The organism is Streptomyces sp. NPDC029139 (assembly GCF_055564335.1).
Genome location: NZ_JBVHWN010000002.1, coordinates 519,146 through 542,805, shown reverse-complemented (window position 1 = coordinate 542,805; position 23,660 = coordinate 519,146). Strand labels below are relative to the sequence as shown.

At 72.2% G+C, this 23,660-nt stretch carries 22 protein-coding genes and 1 pseudogene; 10 read left to right on the top strand and 13 right to left on the bottom strand.

Annotated features, from left to right (window positions below):
- Positions 1-26: 26 nt before the first annotated feature.
- From ACZ4VW_RS06575 to panB, 3 genes are all read right to left on the bottom strand, one after another.
- A complete protein-coding gene (locus tag ACZ4VW_RS06575; protein ID WP_467959077.1) occupies positions 27-911 on the bottom strand; it encodes an ABC transporter permease in 885 nt (294 codons plus the stop codon).
- Positions 908-1,900 carry an ATP-binding cassette domain-containing protein gene (locus tag ACZ4VW_RS06570; RefSeq protein ID WP_467959075.1) on the bottom strand — a complete coding sequence of 331 codons (993 nt, stop codon included), beginning with the start codon at positions 1,898-1,900 and terminating at the stop codon, positions 908-910. The genes ACZ4VW_RS06575 and ACZ4VW_RS06570 overlap by 4 nt, the downstream gene beginning before the upstream one ends.
- 145 nt (positions 1,901-2,045) lie before the next feature.
- Entirely contained in the window at positions 2,046-2,909 is an 864-nt protein-coding gene (gene panB / locus ACZ4VW_RS06565; protein ID WP_467959073.1) for a 3-methyl-2-oxobutanoate hydroxymethyltransferase, read from the bottom strand.
- A 295-nt stretch (positions 2,910-3,204) separates the two neighbouring features.
- Between panB and ACZ4VW_RS06560 the strand changes: the two genes are divergently transcribed.
- Both ACZ4VW_RS06560 and ACZ4VW_RS06555 read left to right on the top strand, forming a co-directional pair.
- Positions 3,205-4,227 (top strand): endonuclease/exonuclease/phosphatase family protein, encoded by a 1,023-nt coding sequence (locus ACZ4VW_RS06560; RefSeq protein WP_467959071.1) that lies wholly within the window; start codon positions 3,205-3,207, stop codon positions 4,225-4,227.
- Between the two features lie 214 nt (positions 4,228-4,441).
- On the top strand, positions 4,442-5,665 hold the full coding sequence (locus ACZ4VW_RS06555; RefSeq protein ID WP_467959069.1) for an MFS transporter: 1,224 nt from the start codon (positions 4,442-4,444) through the stop codon (positions 5,663-5,665).
- Positions 5,666-5,695: 30 nt separating this feature from the next.
- On the opposite strand, the gene ACZ4VW_RS06550 is transcribed toward ACZ4VW_RS06555, so the two are convergent.
- Together ACZ4VW_RS06550 and ACZ4VW_RS06545 are read right to left on the bottom strand one after the other, a co-directional pair.
- Positions 5,696-7,456, bottom strand: a complete 1,761-nt coding sequence (locus tag ACZ4VW_RS06550) for an NAD+ synthase (protein WP_467959067.1) — start codon at positions 7,454-7,456, stop codon at positions 5,696-5,698.
- Positions 7,457-7,523: 67 nt separating this feature from the next.
- A complete protein-coding gene (locus tag ACZ4VW_RS06545) occupies positions 7,524-8,369 on the bottom strand; it encodes a DUF4190 domain-containing protein (protein ID WP_467959065.1) in 846 nt (281 codons plus the stop codon).
- A gap of 160 nt (positions 8,370-8,529) precedes the next feature.
- Between ACZ4VW_RS06545 and ACZ4VW_RS06540 the strand changes: the two genes are divergently transcribed.
- Together ACZ4VW_RS06540 and ACZ4VW_RS06535 are read left to right on the top strand one after the other, a co-directional pair.
- Complete coding sequence (locus tag ACZ4VW_RS06540) at positions 8,530-9,297, top strand: DUF998 domain-containing protein (protein WP_467959063.1); 768 nt, start codon at positions 8,530-8,532, stop codon at positions 9,295-9,297.
- Complete coding sequence (locus ACZ4VW_RS06535) at positions 9,294-10,127, top strand: alpha/beta fold hydrolase (protein ID WP_467959061.1); 834 nt, start codon at positions 9,294-9,296, stop codon at positions 10,125-10,127. The genes ACZ4VW_RS06540 and ACZ4VW_RS06535 overlap by 4 nt, the downstream gene beginning before the upstream one ends.
- Here ACZ4VW_RS06535 and ACZ4VW_RS06530 read toward each other — a convergent pair.
- From ACZ4VW_RS06530 to ACZ4VW_RS06515, 4 genes are all read right to left on the bottom strand, one after another.
- Positions 10,112-10,531, bottom strand: coding sequence for a CBS domain-containing protein (locus ACZ4VW_RS06530; RefSeq protein ID WP_467959059.1), 420 nt, complete (start codon positions 10,529-10,531; stop codon positions 10,112-10,114). The genes ACZ4VW_RS06535 and ACZ4VW_RS06530 overlap by 16 nt on opposite strands.
- A gap of 177 nt (positions 10,532-10,708) precedes the next feature.
- The gene (locus ACZ4VW_RS06525) at positions 10,709-11,344 is read right to left on the bottom strand and encodes a DUF305 domain-containing protein (RefSeq protein WP_467959594.1); all 636 of its coding nucleotides are present in this window, start codon (positions 11,342-11,344) and stop codon (positions 10,709-10,711) included.
- Between the two features lie 2 nt (positions 11,345-11,346).
- Positions 11,347-12,000, bottom strand: a complete 654-nt coding sequence (locus tag ACZ4VW_RS06520) for a DUF3105 domain-containing protein (RefSeq protein WP_467959057.1) — start codon at positions 11,998-12,000, stop codon at positions 11,347-11,349.
- Between the two features lie 85 nt (positions 12,001-12,085).
- Positions 12,086-12,463 (bottom strand): hypothetical protein, encoded by a 378-nt coding sequence (locus tag ACZ4VW_RS06515; RefSeq protein WP_467959055.1) that lies wholly within the window; start codon positions 12,461-12,463, stop codon positions 12,086-12,088.
- A 224-nt stretch (positions 12,464-12,687) separates the two neighbouring features.
- Between ACZ4VW_RS06515 and ACZ4VW_RS06510 the strand changes: the two genes are divergently transcribed.
- The 4 genes from ACZ4VW_RS06510 (at position 12,688) to ACZ4VW_RS06495 (ending at position 15,584) form a co-directional block, all read left to right on the top strand.
- The gene (locus tag ACZ4VW_RS06510) at positions 12,688-14,049 is read left to right on the top strand and encodes a glutamine synthetase family protein (RefSeq protein ID WP_467959045.1); all 1,362 of its coding nucleotides are present in this window, start codon (positions 12,688-12,690) and stop codon (positions 14,047-14,049) included.
- Positions 14,050-14,235: 186 nt separating this feature from the next.
- Complete coding sequence (locus ACZ4VW_RS06505; RefSeq protein ID WP_467959592.1) at positions 14,236-14,610, top strand: helix-turn-helix transcriptional regulator; 375 nt, start codon at positions 14,236-14,238, stop codon at positions 14,608-14,610.
- Between the two features lie 10 nt (positions 14,611-14,620).
- Positions 14,621-15,031, top strand: coding sequence for a VOC family protein (locus ACZ4VW_RS06500; protein WP_467959043.1), 411 nt, complete (start codon positions 14,621-14,623; stop codon positions 15,029-15,031).
- A 31-nt stretch (positions 15,032-15,062) separates the two neighbouring features.
- Positions 15,063-15,584 (top strand): GNAT family N-acetyltransferase, encoded by a 522-nt coding sequence (locus ACZ4VW_RS06495; RefSeq protein ID WP_467959041.1) that lies wholly within the window; start codon positions 15,063-15,065, stop codon positions 15,582-15,584.
- Positions 15,585-15,698: 114 nt separating this feature from the next.
- On the opposite strand, the gene ACZ4VW_RS06490 is transcribed toward ACZ4VW_RS06495, so the two are convergent.
- The 3 genes from ACZ4VW_RS06490 to ACZ4VW_RS06480 form a co-directional block, all read right to left on the bottom strand.
- A complete protein-coding gene (locus tag ACZ4VW_RS06490; protein ID WP_467959039.1) occupies positions 15,699-16,130 on the bottom strand; it encodes a VOC family protein in 432 nt (143 codons plus the stop codon).
- 10 nt (positions 16,131-16,140) lie between these two features.
- Positions 16,141-16,641, bottom strand: coding sequence for a pyridoxamine 5'-phosphate oxidase family protein (locus tag ACZ4VW_RS06485; RefSeq protein ID WP_467959037.1), 501 nt, complete (start codon positions 16,639-16,641; stop codon positions 16,141-16,143).
- A 125-nt stretch (positions 16,642-16,766) separates the two neighbouring features.
- Positions 16,767-18,869 (bottom strand): PIG-L family deacetylase, encoded by a 2,103-nt coding sequence (locus tag ACZ4VW_RS06480; RefSeq protein WP_467959035.1) that lies wholly within the window; start codon positions 18,867-18,869, stop codon positions 16,767-16,769.
- A 287-nt stretch (positions 18,870-19,156) separates the two neighbouring features.
- On the opposite strand from ACZ4VW_RS06480, the gene ACZ4VW_RS06475 reads away from it, so the two are divergent.
- A complete protein-coding gene (locus ACZ4VW_RS06475; protein ID WP_467959033.1) occupies positions 19,157-22,144 on the top strand; it encodes a bifunctional [glutamine synthetase] adenylyltransferase/[glutamine synthetase]-adenylyl-L-tyrosine phosphorylase in 2,988 nt (995 codons plus the stop codon).
- Between the two features lie 167 nt (positions 22,145-22,311).
- Positions 22,312-22,685 (top strand): annotated as a pseudogene (locus ACZ4VW_RS06470) (amidohydrolase family protein); the annotation flags it as partial.
- Here ACZ4VW_RS06470 and ACZ4VW_RS06465 read toward each other — a convergent pair.
- A complete protein-coding gene (locus ACZ4VW_RS06465) occupies positions 22,669-23,586 on the bottom strand; it encodes a phosphatase PAP2 family protein (RefSeq protein ID WP_467959031.1) in 918 nt (305 codons plus the stop codon). The pseudogene ACZ4VW_RS06470 and the gene ACZ4VW_RS06465 sit on opposite strands and share 17 nt — an antisense overlap.
- Between the last annotated feature and the right edge of the window lie 74 nt (positions 23,587-23,660).

Sequence of the window (23,660 nt, the reverse complement as noted above, 5' to 3'; positions counted from 1 at the left end):
TACGGAACAGGCCGGCACGCCGAACGTCACGTCTTGCGGCGGAACTTGGCGACCGCGAGCGGCGCCGTGACGACCGTGATCGCCACCGCCCAGCCGAGGGTCCACGCCACCGATTCGGCGACCGGACCGCCGTTGATCAGATTGCGGGCGGCGTCGGCGAGGTTGGAGAGCGGGTTGTAGTCGGTGAAGGTCTCCAGCCAGCCCGGCATCGAGGTCGGCGGGGCGAAGATCGAGGAACCGAACTGCAGCGGCATCAGGACGAGCATGGCCATCCCCTGGACGGCCTGCGCCGTCTTCATGGTGAGACCGAGCAGGATGAAGATCCACATCAGCGAGGCGCCGAACACCATCGACAGGCCGATCGCGGCGAAGAGGTCGAGGACCGAGGTCTTGATCTCCAGGCCGAGCAGGAAGCCCGTGCCGAGCAGGATCGACGTCGCGATCAGCATGCGGCCGACCTCGACGACGATCTTCGCGATGAGGACGGAGGACCGGGCGATCGGCATCGTCCGGAACCGGTCCATGACCCCCTTCTTGAAGTCGTCGTTGACGCCCACTCCGACGGCCATGGAGATGTTCATGCCCATCATCGCCATCAGGCCGGGGGTGACGTAGTTGACGTAGTCGGTGTTGTTGCCCTTGCCGGAGATCGCGCCGCCGAAGACGTACACGAACAGCAGGATGAAGATGATCGGCATCAGGACGGCGTCGAACATCGACTCCGGGTCCTGCTTGATCTGCAGCGCGTTGCGCCGGACCAGGGCGCCGATGTGGCGGAGGTTGGCCCGCAGACCGATCCGGCCCTCGCCGCCGGGCGCGGGGCGCGGCCGGGCCGGGTCCGGGGCGCCGGAGGGAGTCCTGGTGAGCGGCGTGGACGGCGTCGTGGTGGCCGTGGGCGTCGTGGCGCTCATGCGGCGACCTCCTCGGGGGTCGTGTCGGAAACGGACGCCTTCTCGCCGGTGATGGCCAGGAACACCTCGTCCAGGCTGGGCAGATGCGTGCCGATGTGGGCGATGCCGTAGCCCCGGGTGCCCAGCAGGCCCACGACGGCGGTGAGCTGCTCGTCGCTGAGGATCGGCACGTACAGCAGGCCCTCGTCGGGGAGGACCGTCGAGCCCGCGATGCCGTCCAGGCCCGACTCGCGCAACGCCGCCGCCATGGCGGGCAGGTCGGCCGTGTCCATGGGGCGGACCTTCAGGGTGCGGCCGCCGACGCGCGCCTTGAGCTCGTCGACCTTGCCGTTGGCGATGACCCTGCCCCGGTCGACGACGGTCAGCTCGGAGGCCAGCTGCTCGGCCTCCTCCATGTACTGGGTGGTGAGCAGGACGGTCACGCCCTCGGCGACCATCCGCTTGACCTCGTCCCAGACCTCGTTGCGGGTGCGCGGGTCGAGACCGGTCGTCGGCTCGTCCAGATACAGGACGGCGGGCTGCCCGATCATCGACGCGGCGAGGTCCAGCCGGCGGCGCATACCGCCGGAGTACGTCATCACGGGGCGTTTGGCGGCCTCGGTGAGCGAGAACCGCTCCAGCATCTCGTCGGCGCGGCGCCGGGCGTCCTTGCGGGAGAGGTCGAGCAGCCGCCCGATCATGTAGAGGTTCTCCCAGCCGGAGAGCTTCTCGTCGACCGACGCGTACTGGCCGGTGAGACCGATCGTGCGGCGGAGCTGACGGGGCTGCTTCACCACGTCGTAGCCGGCGACGAAGGCGGTCCCGGAGTCGGGGACGATCAGGGTGGACAGGCAGCGGACCAGGGTGGTCTTGCCGGCCCCGTTCGGGCCGAGCACGCCGAGGACCGTGCCCTCCCGGACGTCCAGGTCGACCCCGTCGAGGGCCTTCGTCTCGCCGTAGTGCTTCACGAGGCCTCGTACCTCGACGGCGTTGTGTGCGGATCGCGTCATGCCCCTATGGGACCAGCCGCCACTGACAGCCCGCCGACAGACGACCGACAGACGACCGACACGGCGACCGGCACGCGGGCCGGACGCACCGACAGCCCGCCGGTGAGGCTGCCGGCGGGCTGTCGTTCCCCGGGGGGAAGCGTGACTAGTGGAAGGTGTGCTCCTCGGCGGGGAACGCCCCGCCGGCGACGTCCTCGGCGAAGGCGCGCGCGGCGTCGCCGAGCGTCTCGCGGAGGTTGGCGTACTGCTTGGTGAACCGCGGCACCTTGCCGCCGGTCAGCCCCGCCATGTCGGTCCAGACGAGGACCTGGGCGTCGGTGTCCGGTCCCGCGCCGATGCCGATGGTGGGGATGTGCAGCGAGCGGGTGACCTCGGCGGCCAGTTCGGCCGGTACGAGCTCCAGGACGACCGCGAACGCGCCCGCGTCCTGGGCCGCCTTGGCGTCGCTGAGCAACCGGTGCGCGGCCTCGTCCCCGCGGCCCTGCACGCGGTAGCCCATGGTGTTGACGGACTGCGGGGTCAGGCCCAGGTGGGACATGACCGGGATCCCGGCCTGGACGAGCAGCTCGGTCTGCGGCAGCGAACGCTCGCCGCCCTCCAGCTTGACCGCGCCGACGCCCGCGTCCTTCACGAGCCGGGTCGCGTTGCGCAGGGCCTGGACGGGCCCTTCCTGGTACGAACCGAAGGGGAGGTCGCCGACGACGAGGGCGCGCTTGGTGCCCCGTACGACGGCGGCCGACAGGAGGGTCATCTCGTCCATCGTGACCGGCACGGTGGTGTCGTAGCCGAGATGACAGTTGCCCATGGAGTCGCCGACGAGCACGACCGGGATGCCGGCCTCGTCGAAGACGGACGCGGTCATCGCGTCGTAGGCGGTGAGCATGGGCCACTTCTCGCCGCGCGCCTTGGCCGCGGTGATGTCGTGGACGGTGATACGGCGCGTGCCCTTGCCTCCGTACAGCGCCTTGCTGCTGTCGGGGGACTGCTTGGGGGCAGGCTGAAGCGTCATGGTGAACGGCTCCTTCGTCATCTCGAGGCGCCCTGACGGCGTCCCCGGATCCCGTCCATGGTGGCACTTCGCGCGGTGGCACGGGAAGTGGGCCGGAGTGGTGCTCTTCACACCGCGCGGACGGAAGAATTTCGGCGCGTACGTACGAATGTGCGCGTTCTGTCACAGCCGACCGTCCCCGCACCACGGCCAGGAACCCGCCGCGCCGGTCTGTCGTCCCTCGTGGCAGTACGGCAGGCCCGGCATCACCTAGTGTCGACGTCGGGTCACAGAGCAAGGCAGTGAGGACTGAGTGATGGCGCGGGTGGACATGGCGGAGACCGAGAGCGGCGGCACGGGGGACGAGCGCTCCCGGTCCCGGTTCCGGGCGGCGCTCGACCGCTGGCGTCATGACCGGGGCATCTGGCGCCGGGGGATCCTCCTGGCCGCCTGCTCGGTGCTGCTGACCCTGCTGATGGTCTTCCACGCCGAGATCCCGAACAGGATCGGCAACCTGGGCAGCCTCACCGAGACCTTCCTGCCCTGGCTCGGCGTGTGCGTGCCGGTCCTGCTGGTCCTGGCGCTGCTGCGGCGCTCGGCCACCGCGCTGATCGCGCTGCTCCTGCCGGCCATGGTCTGGGCCAACCTCTTCGGCGGGCTCGTCACCGACAAGTCCGCCGCCGGCGGCGACCTCACCGTCGCCACCCACAACGTGAACGCCGACAACCCCGATCCCGAGGGGACCGCCCGCCAGATCGCCGGGTCGGGCGCGGACGTCGTCGCCCTGGAGGAGCTCAAGGGCGAGATGGTCCCGGTGTACGAGCGCGCCCTGGCGGCCACGTACAAGTACCACTCCGTGCAGGGCACGGTCGGGCTGTGGAGCAGGTACCCGCTGAACGATCCGCAGCCGGTGGACATCGGCATGGGCTGGACGCGCGCCATGCGTGCCACCGTCGCCACGCCGCAGGGCGAGGTGCGGGTGTACGTGGCCCACCTGCCGTCGGTACGGGTCAAGGTGAACGCGGGCTTCACCGCGAACCAGCGCGACAACAGCGCCGACCTGCTGGGCGAGGCCATCGCCGACGACCGGCGGGAGCGGATCGTCCTGCTCGGCGACCTCAACGGCACGATGAACGACCGCTCGCTCAACGCGGTCACGTCGCAGATGCGCTCCACCCAGGGCGCGTCGGGTGACGGCTTCGGCTTCAGCTGGCCGGCCTCGTTCCCGATGGCGCGGATCGACCAGATCCTCGTGAAGAACGTGGAGCCGGTGTCCTCGTGGACGCTGCCGGAGACGAAGAGCGACCACCTGCCGATCGCGGCGCGCATCCGCCTCTGACGCGGGTACGAGGCGGGACGCGCGCGTGGCGGACGGCACGCGCGTCCCGGATCGACACGCGCGTACCTCGCCCGCGCGTACGGCGGGACCCGCACGCGGGGGGAGGGGCGTGCCCCTCACGAAACCTCCCCTTCACCGGGCGGTGGTCGGCGGGAACATTTCACCTGAGAGCATTTGTTCAGTCGAAGAACTATCTTCTGGAAAGGCTCTCCCCATGCCCCTGGCGCTGCTCGCGCTCGCCGTCTCCGCCTTCGGCATCGGTACCACCGAGTTCGTGATGATGGGCCTGCTGCCCAATGTCGCCGCCGACCTCGGCACCTCCGTCCCCACCGCCGGACACCTCGTCTCCGCCTACGCCATCGGCGTCGTCATCGGCGCCCCGCTGCTCACCGCCCTCGGCTCCCGCGTCCCGCGCAAGAAGATGCTGCTCCTGCTGATGGCGCTGTTCGTCGTCGGCAACCTGGCCTCCGCGCTCGCGCCCGGCTTCGGCTGGCTGATCGGCGGCCGGGTCCTGGCCGGACTCCCGCACGGCGCGTTCTTCGGCGTCGGCGCCGTCGTCGCAGCACGGCTCGTGCGCGAGGACCGGCAGGCGCGCGCGGTGGCCACGATGTTCCTCGGGCTGACGGTCGCCAACATCCTCGGCGTACCGGCCGCGACCCTCCTCGGCCAGCACCTCGGCTGGCGCGCCACCTTCCTCGTCGTGACCGTCATCGGTCTGCTGGCCATGGCGGCCCTGGCCCGGCTCGTCCCGTACGTCCCGGTGGAGGCGCACCAGAACCTGGGCCGCGAGGTGCGCGCGCTCGGCCGCCCGCAGGTGCTGCTCGGTCTGCTGACCGCCGTCTTCGGTTTCGCGGGCGTCTTCGCCGTCTACTCCTACCTCGCCTCGATGACGACCGAGGTGATGGGCTTCGGCGAGTCCTCCGTCACCCTCGTCCTCGCGCTCTTCGGCATCGGCATGACGGCCGGCGCGCTCGCCGCGGGCCCGCTGACCGACCGGGCGCTGCGACCGACGCTGTACGGCTCCCTGGGCGCGCTCGCGCTCGTCCTGGTCGCGTTCCGCTTCACGATCCACGTGCCGTGGCTGGCCCTGGTGACGGTGGTCGTCCTGGGCGCCGTCGGCTTCATGACCACCACCCCGCTCCAGATGCTGGTCATGAACAAGGCCAAGGACGCGCCGACCCTGGCCTCCGCCTCCAACCACTCGGCCTTCAACCTCGCCAACGCGGGCGGGGCCTGGGCGGGCGGCGCGGCCGTCGCCGCCGGCTGGGGCTGGACCTCGCCGACGCTGGTCGGCGCGGTCCTCGCCGTCGTCGGCCTGGCGATCGCCGCGGTGGCCGGACTGCTCGACCGTGCGGGAGGTGCGGCGGAGGGAACGTCCCGCGTGATCGCGAAGAGTCCGTCCGCCGACCGCACGCCCCACCCGGAACGAGCCGCCTGACCGCCCCCGCTCCGGGGGCCGGCCGACGCGTCAGGGGGCCGGGGCCTCCCGCCAGCGGTTCGTGATCGGCAGGCGGCGGTCCTTGCCGAAGCCCTTCGCCGAGATCTTGGTGCCCGGCGGGTACTGGCGCCGCTTGTACTCCGCCAGGTCCACCATCCGCAGCGTCCGGGTCACCAGCTCCTCGTCGAAACCGGCCGCCACGACGGCGTCCTTGCCCTGGTCGCGGTCGACGTACAGCGCCAGAAGCCGGTCCAGGACGTCGTAGTCCGGCAGCGAGTCGGTGTCCACCTGACCCGGGCGCAGCTCCGCGCTCGGCGGCTTGGAGATCGAGCTCTCCGGGATCGGCGGGGTCTGGCCGCGCTCCTCGGCCGCCCGGTTGCGCCAGCGCGCGAGCCGGAAGACGGTCGACTTGTAGACGTCCTTGATGGGCCCGTACGCGCCGACCGAGTCGCCGTACAGCGTCGAGTAGCCCACCGCCAGCTCGGACTTGTTGCCGGGCGCGAGGACGAGGTGCCCCTCCTGGTTGGAGATCGCCATCAGCATCGTGCCGCGCAGCCGGGACTGCAGGTTCTCCTCCGCCAGACCCGTGAGCCCGAGCGAGCCCATGTACGCGTCGAACATCGGCTCGATCGACACCGTGCGGAAGTGGAGGCCGGTACGGCGGGCCAGCTCGGCGGCGTCGCCGCGCGAGTGGTCCGAGGAGTACTTGGACGGCATCGAGACGCCGTACACGTGGTGCGCCCCCACCGCGTCGCAGGCGATCGAGGCGACGAGGGCCGAGTCGATGCCGCCGGACAGACCGATGAGGACCGAGCGGAAGCCGTTCTTGGCGACGTACGCGCGCAGGCCCACGACCAGCGCCGAATACACCTCCTCGTCGTCCTCGAGCCGGTCCGCGTACCCGCCGGTGAGCTCCGGTTCGTAGGCCGGCAGCGGCTCCTCGGAGAGGATCACCCGGTCGATGCGCAGCCCGTCGTCGACCAGGCCCGTGGGCGCGTCGGGGGAGGCGGCCGGCAGGTCCAGGTCGAGGAGCACACTGCCCTCGGAGAACTGCGGGGCCCGGGCGATGACGTCCCCGTTCGCGTCGACGACGATCGAGTCGCCGTCGAAGACCAGCTCGTCCTGGCCGCCGATCATCGCGAGATAGGCGGTGGTGCAGCCCGCCTCCTGGGCGCGCTTGCGGACCAGTTCGAGCCGGGTGTCGTCCTTGTTCTGCTCGTACGGCGAGGCGTTGATCGACACGAGCAGCCCGGCTCCGGCGCTGCGGGCGGCCGGGACCCGACCGCCCTCCTGCCACAGGTCCTCGCAGATCGCGAGGGCCACGTCGACGCCATGGACCCGGACGACGGGCATGGTGTCGCCCTGGACGAAGTAACGGAACTCGTCGAAGACGCCGTAGTTGGGCAGGTGGTGCTTGGCGAAGCGCAGGGCCACCTCGCCGCGGTGCAGCACGGCGGCGGCGTTCTCCGGGGATCCGGCGGGGCGGCCGAGCCGGGGCTCGGCCCGCTCCGAACGGTCGAGGTAGCCGACGATCACGGGCAGCTCCCCGAAGCCCTCGGCGTCGAGGCGCCGGGCGAGCGCCCGCAGGGCGGCCCGGGACGCCTCGACGAAGGAGGAGCGCAGCGCGAGATCCTCGACGGGGTAGCCGGTCAGCACCATCTCGGGGAACGCGACCAGATGCGCGCCCTGCTCGGCGGAGTGCCGGGTCCAGTGGACGATCGCCTCGGCGTTCCCGGCGAGATCGCCGACGGTCGAGTCGATCTGATTCAGAGCGAGGCGTAGTTGAGGCACGCGCCCAGTGTAATCGTCAGACCGACGCTATGTCCTGGGGACCGAGACCTGATGCCCCCGGGTCGCGCTACTTGGTCTTCCCGGTCCAGATCACGTCGTCGTACTCCAGGATCTTCGGCGCCATCTCCAGCTGCATCTCGTGGTCGGCGCCGGCGGGCAGGGAGAAGGCGAAGTCGCTCTTGGCCTGCTTGCCCGGGAGCACCGTCCCCTGGAACATCTCGGTCGCGTCGCTGCCGTCGAAGACCGCGTCGGCCGGTGCGCCCTCCGCGTCGCTCGCGTCCGGCAGGGCGGTGGTGACGTCCAGGGCCTTCTTGCTGCCGTTGACGATCGTGACCGTCACCTGGAACGCGCTGTTGCCCTTCGCGTGCCCGGCGGCGAACTGGTCGGGCTTGTAGGCGCGCGGCTTGGAGACGGTGACCTTGACCCCGTCCGGGTAGGTGTGGCTCTGGCCGAACGCGAGCGCCGCCGGGGCGGTCTCGGTGGGCTCGGCCGGGTCGGAGGGGTCGCTGCCGGGGGCGGCGGGGGCGGTGGTGACGTCCTTCAGCTTCTCGCTCTCCTTCTCGTCGGCGACGTCCTTCACCGCCGTGGCGAGGACGACGACCCAGACGATCGAGATGACGATGGCGAGCGCGCCGGTGACGACGCCGGTCACGGCGGAGCCCTTGTTGGTCGCCTCGCCCTTGCCGGCCTTGCCGATGCCGATGACGCCGAAGATGAGGGCCAGCACACCCAGGATGGCGCCGAGCCAGAACATGAACCACACGAGTGCGATGAGCACGCCCACGATGCCGATGACCAGCGCCGCCACCCCGAGCCCGTTACGGGGCTGCGGCGGGAACGGCGGCGGCATGCCCGGCATGGCGGGCGGCGGCCCGAAGGAGTTCGGGCCGGGGGTGTTCGTGGGCATGGTCATGCGGCGTCCTTCGCGCTGGCTGAAAGCCCGACCGTAAGCCAGCCGATCATGGAGAAGCCAGGGGTTTTGTGGACGATATGTGTTCGTGATCATCAGGGGCTCGCCGGGTGCACCCCAACCGCCCGGGAGAGGAGGCGCCGCCTTAGCATCTCGTACCACCATGTCCACGAGCCGTACGCGCCAGGTCGCCGCCCTCCTGCTGTTCCTCGGCGCCCTCGCGTACACCGCCTGGGTCCTCGAAGTCGTCGTCCGCACCGGTCTCGACCCGGTCCGGACGTACGTCTCCGAACTCGCCGCCGCGGACCAGCCGCTGGGCGGCCTGTTCCGCGCGACGGACCTGGTCGCGGGCCTGCTGGTTCTCGCGGGCGCCCTCGCCGCCCTGCTGCCGCCGGGCCGTGTGCCCGCAGCCGTGACCGGTCACCGTCCCGGGTCCGAGGCCGGTCACCGTCCCGGCTCCCCGACCCATCACCGTCCCAGTTCCGTGGCCGGTCGCCGGCCCTGGGTCCTCGCCGGGCTGTTCGCCCTCGCGCTCTTCGGCGCCGCCACCGCCGTCGACTCCCGGTTGCCGCTCAGCTGCGCGCCCACCGCCGACCCGGAGTGCGCCGCGCGCGAGACCGCCGGGCTCGTCCCCGCCACCCACGCCGCGCACGCCGTCAGTTCCACCCTCGCCATGGCCGGCGCCCTGGCCGCCATGGTCGCGCTGACGCTCGCCGCCCGCCGCTACGGAATCTGGCGGCCCCTCGCCCGCGCCGGCCCCTGGCTCGTCGCCCTCGAACTCCTCGCCACCGTCTGGACCCTGGCCGCCGTCGCCGCCTTCGAGGCGGGCCGGGGCACGTTCTCGCTGGGGGCCGGACAGCGGCTGCAGATCCTGCTCGTGGCAGTCTGGCTCGGAGTGTTCGCCGTCTCCGCGGCCAGGGAGAGAGCTTGAGCGGGTTCGTACGGGTCGGAGGCGTGGCCCACCACGTCGTCGTCGAGGGCGCCGGACCCGTCTGCGTGCTCAGCGCCGGCCTCGGCATGAGCTGGTTCGACTGGGACGCCGTCGTGCCGCTGCTCGCGCCGCACCGCACGGTCGTCCGCTTCGACCGCCCCGGCCACGGGCTCTCCGCCCCGGCCGCCGTCCCGCCCAGCGCCGCCGGCGAGGCCCACCGGATCGCCGGTCTCCTCGACGCGCTGTCCCTGCCGGGACCCGCCACCGTCGTCGGCCACTCGATCGCCGGGTTCCACGCCGAGGCCTTCGCCCGGCTCCACCCCGACCGCGCCGCCGGAGTCCTGCTCGTCGACTCCTCCGTCGAGGAGCACGCCCGTACACCGCGCGCCCCGGCCCTGCGGACCGCCGCCGCCCGCGCCCTGGGCGCCCTGCTCGCCGCCGCCGGAGCCCCGGCCTGCGCCGGACCGGCCGTCCGTCGCGCCACCGTGCGGCTCTCCCGCGCGACGGGCGGCGACCCGGCGCCCGCCGCCCTCGTCCGCCGCGTGTACGGCACCTCGCGGGTGATGCGGGGCGCCCTCCTGGAGAACACCCACTACCGCGCCGTCGCGGCCGAACTCCTCGCCCTGCGCGCACGGTTCCCCCTGCCGCCGGGACTGCCGGTCACCGTCCTGGCGGCCCCGGACGGATCGGCCCGCTGGGCCCGCCGCCAACGCGCACTGGCCCGGCGGCTCGACGCCCACTACGAGGCGGTCGAACCGTCGGGCCATCTGATGATGTGGGACCGCCCGGACGCCGTGGCGCGGGCGGTGCGCGATCAGGACGTGGCGTAGACGCTCGTACAGAACGCCTTGATCTGCTCGTCGTCCAGGTGCTGCGCCAGATCGGCCTCGCTGATCATGCCGACCAGACGCTTGTTCTCGATCACCGGAAGGCGCTTGATCTGGTGGCCCGTCATCTCGTCGAGGACCTCGCTCACATCGGAGTTCGCGTCGATCCAGCGCGGGGTGCCCTGCGCCATCTCGCCGCAGGTGATCTTCGACGGGTCGTGACCCATGGCGACACAGCCGACCACGATGTCGCGGTCCGTGATGATGCCGCACAGCCGCTCGTTCTCGTCGGCGATGGGGAGCGCGCCCACGTTGAGGTCACGCATCAGCTGCGCCGCGCGGTCGAGCGTTTCGTGCCGGGGGATCCACTTCGCCCCGGTGTGCATGATGTCCTTCGCGGTGGTCATGAGGTACGTCCTCCGTAGAACGTCGACGTCGTCGTACGTACGTCCCCGAGCGTCACCCATTCTGCGCGCACGCCGTGGCCCCCGCGACCGCTGGGGTCACGGGGGCCGGAGCGGGCCGTTCCGCCGCTGTCGGAGGGCCGATCCGCCGCCGACGGCGGACCGCTCCGTCACCGTCCGTCAGGCGCGCGGCTTCGCGCCCCGCGCCTTCAGCAGATCCGCCATCAGGGCGATCTCGGACTCCTGGGCGTCGACCATGCCCTGCGCGAGGTTCCGCTCGACCTCCACGGAGCACTTGTCCACACAGCCCTGGGCCATGTGGACGCCGCCCTTGTGGTGGTCGGTCATCAGCTGGAGGTAGAGGATCTCGGCCTCCTTGCCCTCGGCCTTCCGCAGCCGGTCCATCTCGGTCTTCGTGGCCATGCCCGGCATCAGCGCACCGTCGAGGGGACCGGTGTCACCGTGACCGTCCATGCCCATCCAGGCCATCGGCTCCGTGCCCGACACGACCTTCGGCAGACCCCACAGGTTCAGCCAGCCCAGCATCATGCCGCGCTGGTTGGCCTGGGTGTTGGCGATGTCGTACGCCAGCCGGCGCACCTCCTCGTCCTGGGTGCGGTCCCGGACGACGAACGACATCTCCACGGCCTGCTGGTGGTGGACCGACATGTCCCGGGCGAAGCCCGCGTCCGCCGAGTCCGACACGGGGGTGGCCGGCGCCTCGTCCCGCTCCGCGGAGGCGACCGTGACGGCGCCTCCCGCGAAGAGCAGCGCGAGGACGACGGCGGCGATCGAGGCCCCGTGCGTACGGGTCAGCTTCACTGGGCGGCTCCGACGCCACCGGTGCAGGCCGCGCCCGGCTCAGGGGTCTGCGGACCCTGCACGTACTTGGTGAAGAAGGCGTCGATCCGCGGGTCGCTCGCGCTGTCCACGGTCACCTGCTTGCCCCAGGCGCTCAGCATGATCGCGCCGGCCTGGTCGTCGACCGGGCTCATCAGCGAGTACGGGGTCTTGCCGACCTTCTCGGCCAGCTTCTTCACATCCGCCTCGGCGGCCTTCTTGTTGTACGTGACCCAGACCGCGCCGTGCTCCAGCGAGTGCACGGCGTTCATCTCGGCGATCTTCGACGTGTAGACGTCGCCGTCGCAGTTCTGCCAGACCTGGTCATGGTCACCGCCGACCGGGGGCTTCATCTCGTACGCGACCGGGGTGCTCACATGGTTGCGTCCGAGCTTCTTGGCGTCCCAGGACTTCTCGTCCTTGATGGGGGCCTTGGCGGCGGCCTCCTGGCGCTCCTTCTTCTCGGACTGCTGGTTCATCACGTAGCCGCCGAAGCCGACGAGGCTCAGCACGACCACGGCGGAGACACCGATGGTGATGAAACGGTTGCGGCGCTCGCGGGCCTGCTCGGCGCGGCGCATCTCCTCTATTCGGGCGCGGGAGGCGGCGGTGACGGAGCGGTTGGCGGCCATGGTGATGTCGTCCTTCTCGAATGTGGGGTGGCGGGGGCACGAGCCGTGGGGCGTGAGCCATGGGGCGGGCGGAAGCGGCCCCCGGCTATGTCCGCAGAGCTTGAAGGACGTACAGGTCCGGCGCGCGGGGCCGCGCACCGTGGCGGGGCGCCCCGACGGCGTCGTACGACGGTTCGAGGCGCGGGAGGCGGCCCTCCGCCTGGGGCGGCGGGTCGAGCGGCGGCGCGGTGAGGACCGCCGGGCTGAGCGAGGGGAACAGCGAGCAGTCGCCGCGGTCGTACGGGCAGACGTACTCGCCGCCGCCGGCCGTCCGCTGGTGGTGCGCCTGCGCCGCCTCGTCGTGGGCGACGGTGTCACCGGCACCCAGACAGACGAAGAGCGCGGCGAGGAGCGTCGCCACGGCACTCGCCAGTGCCATGGGACGCGCGCGCCGGTTCAGGCGTACGAGTGGAGTGCCCCCCATGGGGCGAGATCGTAGTGGCCGGAGCGCCGGGAGGGGACAGGCGGGGGGAACGGAAGGGGAACAGACGCACGGAATCGGACGGTCCCCCGTTACCTGTGTCACACCCGAGCAGGCACTATGGGTGTGCAACGTGCGCGAAACCATGTGGTGGGATGCTCAGGTGCCCCCCGATGTGCCCAAGGCGGTGGGAACAGGCGGCCTGACCAGCGAAGATGGGTGTGGATATGGACAAGCAGCAGGAATTCGTGCTCCGGACGCTCGAGGAGCGTGACATCCGGTTCGTGCGGCTGTGGTTCACCGACGTGCTCGGCTTCCTGAAGTCGGTGGCCGTGGCCCCCGCCGAGCTGGAGCAGGCCTTCGACGAGGGCATCGGCTTCGACGGCTCCGCCATCGAGGGCTTCGCCCGCGTCTACGAATCGGACATGATCGCCAAGCCGGATCCGGGCACCTTCCAGATCCTGCCCTGGCGCGCCGAGGCCCCCGGTACGGCCCGGATGTTCTGCGACATCCTCATGCCGGACGGCTCCCCGTCCTTCGCGGACCCGCGCTTCGTCCTGAAGCGCATCCTCGCCAAGACCTCGGACCTGGGCTTCACCTTCTACACCCACCCCGAGATCGAGTTCTTCCTGCTGAAGAACAAGCCGCTGGACGGCTCGAAGCCGACCCCGGCCGACAACTCCGGCTACTTCGACCACACCCCGCAGAACGTGGGCATGGACTTCCGCCGCCAGGCGATCACCATGCTGGAGTCGATGGGCATCTCGGTGGAGTTCTCCCACCACGAGGGCGCGCCGGGCCAGCAGGAGATCGACCTGCGGTACGCGGACGCGCTGTCCACGGCCGACAACATCATGACCTTCCGCCTGGTCATGAAGCAGGTCGCGCTGGAGCAGGGCGTGCAGGCGACCTTCATGCCGAAGCCGTTCTCGGAGTACCCGGGCTCGGGCATGCACACCCACCTCTCCCTCTTCGAGGGCGACCGCAACGCGTTCTACGAGTCGGGCGCGGAGTACCAGCTCTCCAAGGTGGGACGTTCCTTCATCGCCGGCCTGCTCAAGCACGCCGCCGAGATCTCGGCCGTCACCAACCAGTGGGTCAACTCCTACAAGCGCATCTGGGGCGGCTCGGCCCGCAGCGCGGGCGCGGGCGGCGAGGCCCCCTCGTACATCTGCTGGGGCCACAACAACCGCTCGGCGCTGATCCGCGTCCCGATGTACAAGCCCGGCAAGACGGGCTCGTCGCGGGTCGAGGTCCGCTCCATCGACTCCGGCGCCAACCCCTACCTGACGTACGCCGTCCTGCTCGCGGCGGGCCTCAAGGGCATCGAGGAGGGCTACGAACTCCCGGCCGGCGCGGACGACGACGTCTGGGCGCTGAGCGACGCGGAGCGCCGCGCGATGGGCATCGAGCCGCTGCCGCAGAACCTGGGCGAGGCGATCGCCCTGATGGAGAAGAGCGAGCTGGTCGCGGAGACGCTCGGCGAGCACGTCTTCGACTTCTTCCTCCGCAACAAGAAGCAGGAGTGGGAGGAGTACCGCTCCGAGGTCACCGCCTTCGAGCTCCGCAAGAACCTTCCTGTGCTGTAACCGCAGGTCGCGGGCGCAGTCCGACCGACGTACCGATCCGGGCCGGTGGCGGTGAGCCACCGGCCCGGAGTCGTCCCCCGCGCCCCGGGCCGCCCTCGGGCCGCCCGCCCGGCCCCGCGGCTGTGGCAGGGTGGTCGGGTGACGACGCTGGAGGATCTGGTTCGGCTGCGCCGGGCCCGCGACCTGATGGACCGCGAGTACGCCCAGCCGCTCGACGTGGAGGCGCTCGCGCGCGTCGCCCTCATGTCGGCCGGGCACTTCTCCCGCAGCTTCCGCGCGGCCTTCGGGGAGACGCCGTACAGCTACCTGATGACGCGCCGCATCGAGCGGGCCAAGGCGCTGCTGCGGCGCGGGGACCTGTCGGTCACGGAGGTCTGCTTCGAGGTCGGCTGTACCTCGCTCGGGTCGTTCAGCTCCCGGTTCACCGAGCTGGTCGGCGAGAGCCCCAGCGCCTACCGAGCCCGCGACCATGACGAGGGCGCCGCCATCCCCGCCTGCTTCGCCAAGATCTACACGCGACCGGTCAGGAACGGAGAAGCGAAGCGCGAGCCCCGCCCGTAGCGTGAAGCGCATGGACATCACGCTCTCGCAGTGCTTCATCGCCGTCGACGACCACGACAAGGCGCTCTCCTTCTACCGGGACGCTCTCGGCCTGGAGGTGCGCAACGACGTCGGGTTCGAGGGCATGCGCTGGGTCACCCTCGGAGCCCCCTCCCAGCCCGATGTGAACATCGTTCTCGAGCCGCCCCTCGCCGATCCGAACGCCTCGCCCGCCGACAAGGAGGCCATGGCGGAGCTGCTGGCCAAGGGCCTGCTGCGCGGCGTCATCTTCGCCAGCGACGACGTCGACGGGGCCTTCGAGAAGATCCGCGCCGCGGGCGGTGAGGTGCTGCAGGAGCCGGTGGACCAGCCGTACGGCGTCCGCGACTGCGCCTTCCGTGACCCCGCCGGCAACATGGTGCGCTTCACGCAATCGCGTTGACGGCCCCCCGGGTGCGGCGGACACTGCCCCGATGGAGATCACCTCGTTCGTCACCGGGCGGCTGCTGCTGCATCCGCTCACCGTCGCCGAGGCCGAACGCGTCGTCGCCGCGGCGCCCGCGCGGGAGGACCGGTGGGCACCGGGCTATCCGGCCGAGGGGGACGTGTCCGGGGCCCGCGGGTTCCTGGACGGGTGGGCCGCGCACGGGGACCCGGGTGTGTTCGGCGCGTACGAGATACGGCGGCGGGCGGACGGGGCGGCCGTCGGCGGGATCGGGTTCCACGGGCCGCCGGACGACGAGCGGTTCGTGACCGTCGGATACGGGCTGATCCCCGGGGTGCGCGGGCTCGGGTATGCCACGGAGGCACTGCGGGCCCTGCTCGACCTGGCGCGGGAGCAGGGCGTCGCCGGCGCGAAGGGCGACGCCGATCTCGCGAACGTCGCCTCGCAGCGGGTGATGGAGGCGGCCGGGATGCGGTACGCGGGGCAGGACGAGCGGGTGCGGTACTACCGGGCGGAGTTCACGCCGGTGGTGCGCTCGCCGGCGGGGTGAACTCCGGCGGGGTGAACTCCGGTGATCTGGAGCGCCCGCCCGGCGCCGACGTGCCGGGCCGCCCCGCGCCTTCCCGCCGGGCCGCCCCCGCCGCCTCGTACCCCTTCTCGTACCTCAGCGTTCCGACAGCTCCGACGGCGCCTCCTGGACCACCCAGCCGTTGCCGTCGGGGTCCTCGAAGGACATGAACGAGTTCCAGGTCTCGCCCTTGCCCTCCTCCCAGCCCGTCGCGCCCACGTGCCGGATCGGCGTGACCTCCACGCCCCGCTCGACGAGTTCCTCGCGTGCCGCCTCGATGTCGGTGACGCAGAGCTGGAGGCCGTGCAGGGTGCCCGGAGTCATCTCCTTCGTACCGGGCATCGTCGGCATCCCGCTGAGCATCGCGATCGAACAGCGCGAGCCGGGCGGCGTCGCCTGGATGATGCGCATCCCGGGCGCGACCTCGTCGTCGAGGTCGATCTTGAAGCCGCACTTCTCGCCGTAGAACTCCTTCGCGCGGTCCAGGTCGGTGACGGGGACGGGCACGACTTCGAGCGTCAGGTTCATGGGGGTCTCCTCAGAAACGCCAGCGGGTCTGGCCGAAGGGGTCGCCCTTGGCGAAACCGAACGCCGTGCGGGGCGCCACGGCGAACACCAGGGCGGTCCCACCGTCGCCCACGAACGCGCCGTCGCGCACGTCGAATCGCCAAGCCGGACCGTACTTCTCCACATACGCCCTGGCCAGGGCATGGAGCCGCCCCTCGTCCGTCACCCGAACGGCCGTACCCTCGACCACCAGATCGAGCCCCTCGCCGAGCGAGGCGGACCCGGTGGTGAGGACCACCTCCGGGTTCTCCGCGAGATTGCGCGCCTTGCGCTCCTCGGGGCCGGTGCAGAAGTGCAGCGCCCCCTCCGACCAGACCGCGATCAGTGGGGTGACATGCGGGCGGCCCTCCGGGCGGACGGTGGTCAGCCAGTAGACCTCCGCCTCGGCGAGCCGGACGGTGGCCTCGGACCAGGGGGCGGGGTGGGCCTTCGGGTCGCTGAAGCGGGGGTCGAGCGTGGTCTGCGGGGCCATGATCTCCTCCGGGGCAGAGCTGCCGGTACGGGCCTGGGCGGGTCCGAAGAGACCTACAGGCCCACGCGCGCCGACACGCGCCGACACGCGCCTTCACGGAGAAGGACCGGGGCGGGGCCCGTAACTCATCGCACGGCGGGCGTCCAGTGCAGCTTCCCGTCCAGGCCCATCGCCGCCACTCCGTCCACGACCCCGCCGGGAGCGCCGGAGAACAGGAACTTCTCCAGCGTCCAGAGCGGCCGCTCACCCGCGCCCGCCGCCGGGGCCGTCGCCAGGACGCCCGTACGGGAACGGACCGCCAGCAGACCCTGGCCTCCGCTCACCGGGCCGAACCCCGCGACCCCGCCGGCCAGCTCGGTCACCGGGGAGACCAGGGTCCCGCCGGAGAGGTCGGCCGTGCGCAGGACGCCGGAGGCCGGCTTGCGGAACCAGAGCCGCACGCCCCGCCCGTCCGGGGAGGGGCTCGCGCTCAGCGCCAGCGTCGTCGTCGGCAGTCCGGTCCGCTGCGGTCCCGACAGCGGCCCGCCGGGTCGCTGCTGCGTCCAGGTGAGGACGGTGCTCCTCGTCCCGGCGAACGCGTGGATCCGGCCCGCTCCGTCCGTCGTGGCCACCGGATCGCCGTACAGGCTCCCGCCGCCCAGCGAGCGCCAGGGCCCCCACGCGCCGTCGGTGCCCCGCTCGCGCGCGGTCAGCCGGTGGCGGCTGTCGCGCAGCAGCACGGTCGTCCGGCCGGTGCCGTCCACGGCCACGGCGGGGGCGCTGATGTCGGAGGTGCCCCGGGCGTCGTTCCGCTCGGGCGTGCCGAGCGACCGCCAGGGTCCGAAGGGGCCACCGGGCGCGGACTGCTCGGTCGTCACGACCTCACGGCCGTACGCCCGCTCCGGGCCCCCGAGCGTCGTACGGGTGCCGAACACGGCGATCCGGCCGTCGCGGAGGCGTACGGAGGTCACCCCGCTGTCCAGGCCGTCGCCCGGGAGCAGGAACGGGCCCTGCCAGTCGGTGGCGGTGTCCGCGGGCTGCTTCCCGCCCGCGGGCCTCTGCCACACCGCGAGGCGTCCGTCGAGCACCGAGAAGGCGAGCAGGCCGCCGGCGGTGTCCCGCTGCACCCAGGAGGTGGAGGTGCCGCGGGCGTAGCGGATGCTCTCGGTCCAGCCCCATCCCCCGGGGCGGCCGGCCACCTTGAGGTCGCCGCACCCGGCCGGGTCGGCGCAGTCGTTGACCTCGTCGACCCAGGCGTACGTCTTCATGGTGTGCAGCTTGTCGCCCGCGGTCGCCGGGTCGAGGGTGCGCGGCAGCGTTCCGACGGGGTACCCGAGGTAGTTCTGGACGGCGAAGTGCGGCCGGCCGGTGGTGGTCCCGTACCGCGCGAGGGCGGCCTGGGCGAACCGGGCGCCGTACAGATGGTCCTGGTGGTCGCTGTACGCCCCGGTCTTCGGGTTGCGGCCCGGTGTGGGGTCCTGCATCCGGACGAAGGTGGGCCGGAACCGCGTGAGGAGTCCGGTGAGGGTGTCGATCACCTGCTCCCTCGTGTACGAGAAGTCGGTGGCGACGGGTGTACCGGCGGCACGCAGGGACTCGAGCGAGGTCACGCGGCCGTTCCACAGCCCGTTCAGGCTGTGCGGGCGGTCGCCGGTGATGGAGCCTGCCTCGCGCAGCTGCAGCCAGACCAGGGCTATCTGCGGCTCGGCGCGCAGGACGTCCAGCTCGGCGTGGCCACCGCCGGCCGTCGGGACGGAGGTCCGGTCCCAGGGGCTGGTGCGGTTGCCGGTGGCCATCTCCGCGTACGCGGCACGTATGCCGTTCTGCCGGGCCTCGGCGAACGCCGCCTTGTCGGGCGCGGGGCGGTGGGGGGCGCGCGCCCGGGCGTTGACGCCGTCCGACTCGCCCGACGTCAGATAGACCGAGGTGAGGGAGGCGCCCGAGCGTATGGACTGGGCGGTGTCCGGATTCATGAAGTACAGGTCGTCGTCCGGGTGCGCCACGATCTGCGTCACGGCGACGTCCCGCGTGCGGACCGGTTGCCGCGGCGCGGGCCCGGGGACCCCCGCCGTGCGCGGCGCGTGGCCGACCCCCGCCGGCGTCTCGGTCGCCGAGGCACCGGAGCCGGTGCCGGTGGAGAGGTGGAGCAGTCCCACGAGGGAGCCGCCGACGAGCGCGGTCGCCGTCAGGGCGGTGACGATCCGGGCGCGGGGCGGCAGGGAGGGACGGCGGCGAAGACGGACGGGCATCGGTGGTGGGCGCTTTCGGAGGACGAGCGGGCTTCGGCAGGACTTCGGGCAGGAAGACGGACTTTCAAGGAGTACGGTTCATCGCCGGCGAATAGTAAGGAATGTGCGAGACATCACCTGTGATCCTCTGCGAAACGAAGGCGCAGAGAGGGTAGTTATGTCCTAGTTCGCGACTTCTGCTCCCTGAGGCGACCGCGTCACGCGCTCCGGATAGGCTCGAGTGCGGACCTGGGGCCGGTGGACGCCCGGACCGGTGGACGGGTGGACGGGTACGAAGGAGCGGCGGAATGACGGTGCCGGGGCGCAGGGGCAGTACCTTCACTCGGCTGCTGCGGCACGGGTTCACCGACCCGTCCGGCGCCGAGCGGCTGTTGGGCGTTCCCGAGCTGGCCGTGCTGCGCGACGACTCCGTGCTCCTCGACGCGCTCGGCGCGACCGCCGACCCCGATCTGGCCCTGCGCGGACTGGTGCGACTCGTCGAGGCGCAGCCCGACGAGGAGCGGCAGACCCTCACCAGCACGCTGCTCTCGGCCAAGCCCTTCCGGGACCGGCTGCTCGGTGTGCTCGGCGCCTCCGAGGCGCTCGCCGACCACCTGGCCAAGCACCCCAGGGACTGGCAGGCCCTGGTCACCTACGAGGCCGCCGACCTGAACCCCGGGGTCGCCGAGTTCGAGCAGGGCCTCGCCGAGGTCACCGACCCGATCTCCCTGCGCGTCGCCTACCGCCGCTGCCTCCTCGCCATCGCGGCCCGCGACGTCTGCGGCACCGCCGACGTCGCCCAGACAGCCGCCGAGCTGGCCGACCTCGCCACCGCGACGCTGCGCGCCGCCCTCGCCCTCGCCCGTACCGCGGCACCCGCCGACGCGGCCCACTGCCGGCTCGCCGTCATCGCCATGGGCAAGTGCGGCGGCCACGAGCTGAACTACGTCTCCGACGTGGACGTGATCTTCGTCGCGGAGCCCGCCGAGGGAGCGGACGAGGGCAAGGCGATGCAGGCCGCGACCCGGCTCGCCTCCCACCTCATGCGGATCTGCTCCGAGACGACCGTCGAGGGCACCATCTGGCCCGTCGACGCCAACCTCCGCCCCGAGGGACGCAACGGCCCCCTGGTACGGACCCTGTCGAGCCACCTCGCCTACTACCAGCGCTGGGCCAAGACCTGGGAGTTCCAGGCCCTGCTCAAGGCACGGGCGGTGGCGGGCGACCCGGAGCTCGGCGCCGAGTACATCGACGCCGTCTCACCCCTGGTCTGGCAGGCCGCCGAGCGCGAGAACTTCGTTCCCGACGTGCAGAAGATGCGCCGCAGGGTCGTCGACAACATCCCGGCCGCCCAGGTCGAGCGCGAGCTGAAGCTCGGTCCCGGGGGCCTCAGGGACGTCGAGTTCGCCGTCCAGCTCCTCCAGCTGGTGCACGGCCGGGGAGACGCCACGCTGCACAGCGGCACCACCCTGGACGCCCTCGCGGCACTGGCCGCCGGCGGCTATGTCGGCCGCGCGGACGCGGCCCAGCTCGACGAGGCGTACCGCTTCCTGCGCGCGATGGAACACCGCATCCAGCTCTACCGGCTGCGCCGCACCCACCTCGTTCCCGAGGGCGAGAGCGACCTGCGCCGCCTCGGCCGCTCGCTCGGCCTGCGCACCGACCCGGTCGCCGAGCTGAACAAGAAGTGGAAGCGGCACGCCTCGGTCGTCCGCCGGCTGCACGAGAAGCTCTTCTACCGGCCGCTGCTCGACGCCGTCGCGCAGCTCACCCCGGGCGAGACCCGGCTCAGCCCGAAGGCCGCGGGCCAGCGCCTCGAAGCGCTCGGGTACGCCGATCCCGTCGCCGCCCTGCGCCATCTGGAGGCGCTCTCCTCCGGCGTCACCCGCAAGGCCGCGATCCAGCGGACGCTGCTGCCGGTCCTGCTCGGCTGGTTCGCGGACTCCGCCGACCCCGACGCCGGGCTCCTGGGGTTCCGCAAGGTCTCCGACGCGCTGGGCAAGACGCCCTGGTACCTGCGGCTGCTGCGCGACGAGGGCGCCGCCGCCGAGAACCTCGCCCGGGTGCTCTCCGCCGGACGGCTCGCCCCGGACCTGCTGCTGCGCGCTCCGGAGGCGGTGGCGATCCTCGGTGACCCGGAGGGGCTGCGCCCGCGCGGACGCGACCACCTGGAGCAGGAGACCCTCGCGGCGGTCGGCCGCGCCGACGGCGCCGAGCAGGGGGTCGCGGCGGCCCGTGGCGTACGGCGCCGGGAGCTGTTCCGTACCGCGGCGGCCGATCTCATCGGCTCGTACGGCACGGAGGACAGCCCCAGGGAGGCCGATCCCGGCGCTCTGGTCGACCAGGTCGGCCCGGCCCTCACCGGCCTCACCGCGGCGACGATCGCGGGCGCGCTGCGCGCCGCCGTGCGCGAGGGGTGGGGTGACACGCTGCCGACGCGGTTCGCGGTCATCGGCATGGGCCGTTTCGGCGGGGAGGAGCTCGGCTACGGCTCCGACGCCGACGTCCTGTTCGTGCACGAACCGCGTGAGGGGGTCGGCGAGCAGGAGGCCGCCCGGGCCGCGAACCAGGTGGTCACCGAGATGCGCCGGCTCCTCCAGGTCCCCACGGCCGACCCGCCCCTGCTCATCGACGCGGACCTTCGCCCCGAGGGCAAGAGCGGCCCCATGGTCCGTACGCTCAAGTCGTACGAGGCGTACTACCGCCGCTGGTCGCTGGTGTGGGAGAGCCAGGCCCTGCTGCGCGCCGTCCCCATGGCCGGCGACCCGGAGCTGGGACGGCGCTTCATCGAACTGATCGACCCGCTGCGCTATCCGGCCGAGGGGCTCGGCGAGGACGCGGTGCGCGAGATCCGGCGACTCAAGGCCCGGATGGAGACCGAGCGGCTGCCGCGCGGCGCGGACCCGACGCTCCACGCCAAGCTCGGGCGGGGCGGGCTGAGCGATGTCGAGTGGACGGTCCAGCTGTTCCAGATGCGGCACGGCTGGGCCGAGCCGGGCCTGCGCACCACGCGCACCCGGGAGGCCCTCGCCGCCGCCCAGGCGGCGGGGCTCATCCCCACGGACGAGGCGCAGATCCTGGACGAGGCGTGGGTCCTGGCGACGCGCGTGCGCAACGGGGTGATGCTGGTGCGCGGGCGCCCGGGGGACACCTTCCCCTCGGACGGCCGCGAGCTGGCGGCCGTCGGGCGGTACCTGGGCTACGGCCCGGGGCACGTCGGCGAGATGGTCGACGACTACCGGCGCATCACGCGCCGCGCCCGGGCGGTCGTCGAGGACCTCTTCTACGGGGCGTAAGGCGCGCGGCCACCGCGGGACTTCTCCGGGGCGTAGACCCGCGGGACCCCACGCCCCCGCGGACCTCACGCGGCCTCCGGGCCCTCCAGCGTCCCCCGGCAGTGCGCGAGGAACGCCTCCAGCGCCAGGTCGAAGGCCGCGTCCGCCCGCGCGGGCCCGACCGCCCGCAGCGGATCGGGGACGAGCGGGCGGCCCGCGCCTGGCGCTGCCGTGACCTGCGCGACGCGGGCGCGTATCTCGCCCTCGGCTCCGACTGGCCCATCGCCCACCACGACGCCCGTCAGGTCCTGGCCACCGCCCGGGCGCCGCGCGGCGCCGCCTCCGCGCGCCCGGGTCTGAACGGACTCATGGCGCTGGAGGGCATGACCACGCACGCGGCGGTCGCCGCGGGGGAGGAGAGGAGCGCGGGACGGATCGCCCCGGGTGCCGGGCGGATCTGACCGCCTTCACGGTCGGCGCCGTGACGGCGCCCGCCGACGAGACCGAGCAGGCACCGGTTCGCCTCACGACGGCCGGTGGCCGGATCACGTACCGGACGTGACCTTCGGCCCGGTGTGCTCGCGGTCCGCCTCCGGCTCCAGGGGCGGACCGGCCTTCCCCGGGCCGCCCCGGGCCACCGGCGCGGCCGGTTCCACCAGCGCGGGCCGGCCCTGCGGCAGCGAGCCGTACCAGAGGTAGGAGACGGTGAAGCCGAAGGCCAGGCAGATCATGCCGCCCACCGCGTCCAGCCAGAAGTGGTTGGCGGTGGCCACGATCACGACCAGGGTCGCGGCCGGGTAGAGCAGACCGAGGATGCGCGCCCAGGGCGCCGAGGCCAGTACGAAGATGATCACGCCGCACCAGAGCGACCAGCCGATGTGCATCGACGGCATCGCCGCGTACTGGTTCGACATGTGCTTGAGGTCGCCCGAGGCCATCGAGCCCCAGGTGTGGTGCACCAGGACCGTGTCGACGAAGCTCTGGCCGTTCATGAGCCGAGGCGGCGCGAGCGGATACAGGTAGTAACCGACCAGCGCCACACCGGTCGTGGCGAACAGGACCGTACGGGCCGCGGCGTACCGGCCGGGCTGCCACCGGTAGAGCCACACGAGCACACCGATGGTCACGATGAAGTGCAGGGTGGCGTAGTAGTAGTTCATCGACACGATCAGCCATGTCACCGAGTTCACGGCATGGTTGACGGTCTGCTCGAAGGCCAGCCCGAGGGACTTCTCGGCGTCCCAGATCCAGTCGGCGTTCCTCAGCGCCTGGGCCTTCTGCTCCGGTACCGCGTTGCGGATGAGCGAGTACGTCCAGTAGCTGACGCCGATCAGCAGGATCTCGAACCAGATCCTGGGACGGCGCGGAGCGCGCAGGCGGGCCCGCACTCCGTCACCGTTCTGCATGGGTGACGGGGTGGCCGCCGTCCGGCCTTCCAAACTCTTCACGGTCGCTTCACCCATAGGAGGAGAGTCTGCCAGATCGATGCCCCTCGTCCGATCATCCCCCGGACGGGTACGGGGCGCACTCGGTCCCC

Excerpts from the sequence above, each read along its gene's own strand:
- ACZ4VW_RS06575 (WP_467959077.1), bottom strand. The coding sequence starts at position 911 with ATGAGCGCCACGACGCCCACGGCCACCACGACGCCGTCCACGCCGCTC.
- ACZ4VW_RS06570 (WP_467959075.1), bottom strand. The coding sequence starts at position 1,900 with ATGACGCGATCCGCACACAACGCCGTCGAGGTACGAGGCCTCGTGAAG.
- panB (WP_467959073.1), bottom strand. The coding sequence starts at position 2,909 with ATGACGCTTCAGCCTGCCCCCAAGCAGTCCCCCGACAGCAGCAAGGCG.
- ACZ4VW_RS06560 (WP_467959071.1), top strand. The coding sequence starts at position 3,205 with ATGGCGCGGGTGGACATGGCGGAGACCGAGAGCGGCGGCACGGGGGAC.
- ACZ4VW_RS06555 (WP_467959069.1), top strand. The coding sequence starts at position 4,442 with ATGCCCCTGGCGCTGCTCGCGCTCGCCGTCTCCGCCTTCGGCATCGGT.
- ACZ4VW_RS06545 (WP_467959065.1), bottom strand. The coding sequence starts at position 8,369 with ATGACCATGCCCACGAACACCCCCGGCCCGAACTCCTTCGGGCCGCCG.
- ACZ4VW_RS06540 (WP_467959063.1), top strand. The coding sequence starts at position 8,530 with ATGTCCACGAGCCGTACGCGCCAGGTCGCCGCCCTCCTGCTGTTCCTC.
- ACZ4VW_RS06530 (WP_467959059.1), bottom strand. The coding sequence starts at position 10,531 with ATGACCACCGCGAAGGACATCATGCACACCGGGGCGAAGTGGATCCCC.
- ACZ4VW_RS06520 (WP_467959057.1), bottom strand. The coding sequence starts at position 12,000 with ATGGCCGCCAACCGCTCCGTCACCGCCGCCTCCCGCGCCCGAATAGAG.
- ACZ4VW_RS06515 (WP_467959055.1), bottom strand. The coding sequence starts at position 12,463 with ATGGGGGGCACTCCACTCGTACGCCTGAACCGGCGCGCGCGTCCCATG.
- ACZ4VW_RS06510 (WP_467959045.1), top strand. The coding sequence starts at position 12,688 with ATGGACAAGCAGCAGGAATTCGTGCTCCGGACGCTCGAGGAGCGTGAC.
- ACZ4VW_RS06505 (WP_467959592.1), top strand. The coding sequence starts at position 14,236 with ATGGACCGCGAGTACGCCCAGCCGCTCGACGTGGAGGCGCTCGCGCGC.
- ACZ4VW_RS06500 (WP_467959043.1), top strand. The coding sequence starts at position 14,621 with ATGGACATCACGCTCTCGCAGTGCTTCATCGCCGTCGACGACCACGAC.
- ACZ4VW_RS06495 (WP_467959041.1), top strand. The coding sequence starts at position 15,063 with ATGGAGATCACCTCGTTCGTCACCGGGCGGCTGCTGCTGCATCCGCTC.
- ACZ4VW_RS06490 (WP_467959039.1), bottom strand. The coding sequence starts at position 16,130 with ATGAACCTGACGCTCGAAGTCGTGCCCGTCCCCGTCACCGACCTGGAC.
- ACZ4VW_RS06485 (WP_467959037.1), bottom strand. The coding sequence starts at position 16,641 with ATGGCCCCGCAGACCACGCTCGACCCCCGCTTCAGCGACCCGAAGGCC.
- ACZ4VW_RS06480 (WP_467959035.1), bottom strand. The coding sequence starts at position 18,869 with ATGCCCGTCCGTCTTCGCCGCCGTCCCTCCCTGCCGCCCCGCGCCCGG.
- ACZ4VW_RS06475 (WP_467959033.1), top strand. The coding sequence starts at position 19,157 with ATGACGGTGCCGGGGCGCAGGGGCAGTACCTTCACTCGGCTGCTGCGG.
- ACZ4VW_RS06465 (WP_467959031.1), bottom strand. The coding sequence starts at position 23,586 with ATGGGTGAAGCGACCGTGAAGAGTTTGGAAGGCCGGACGGCGGCCACC.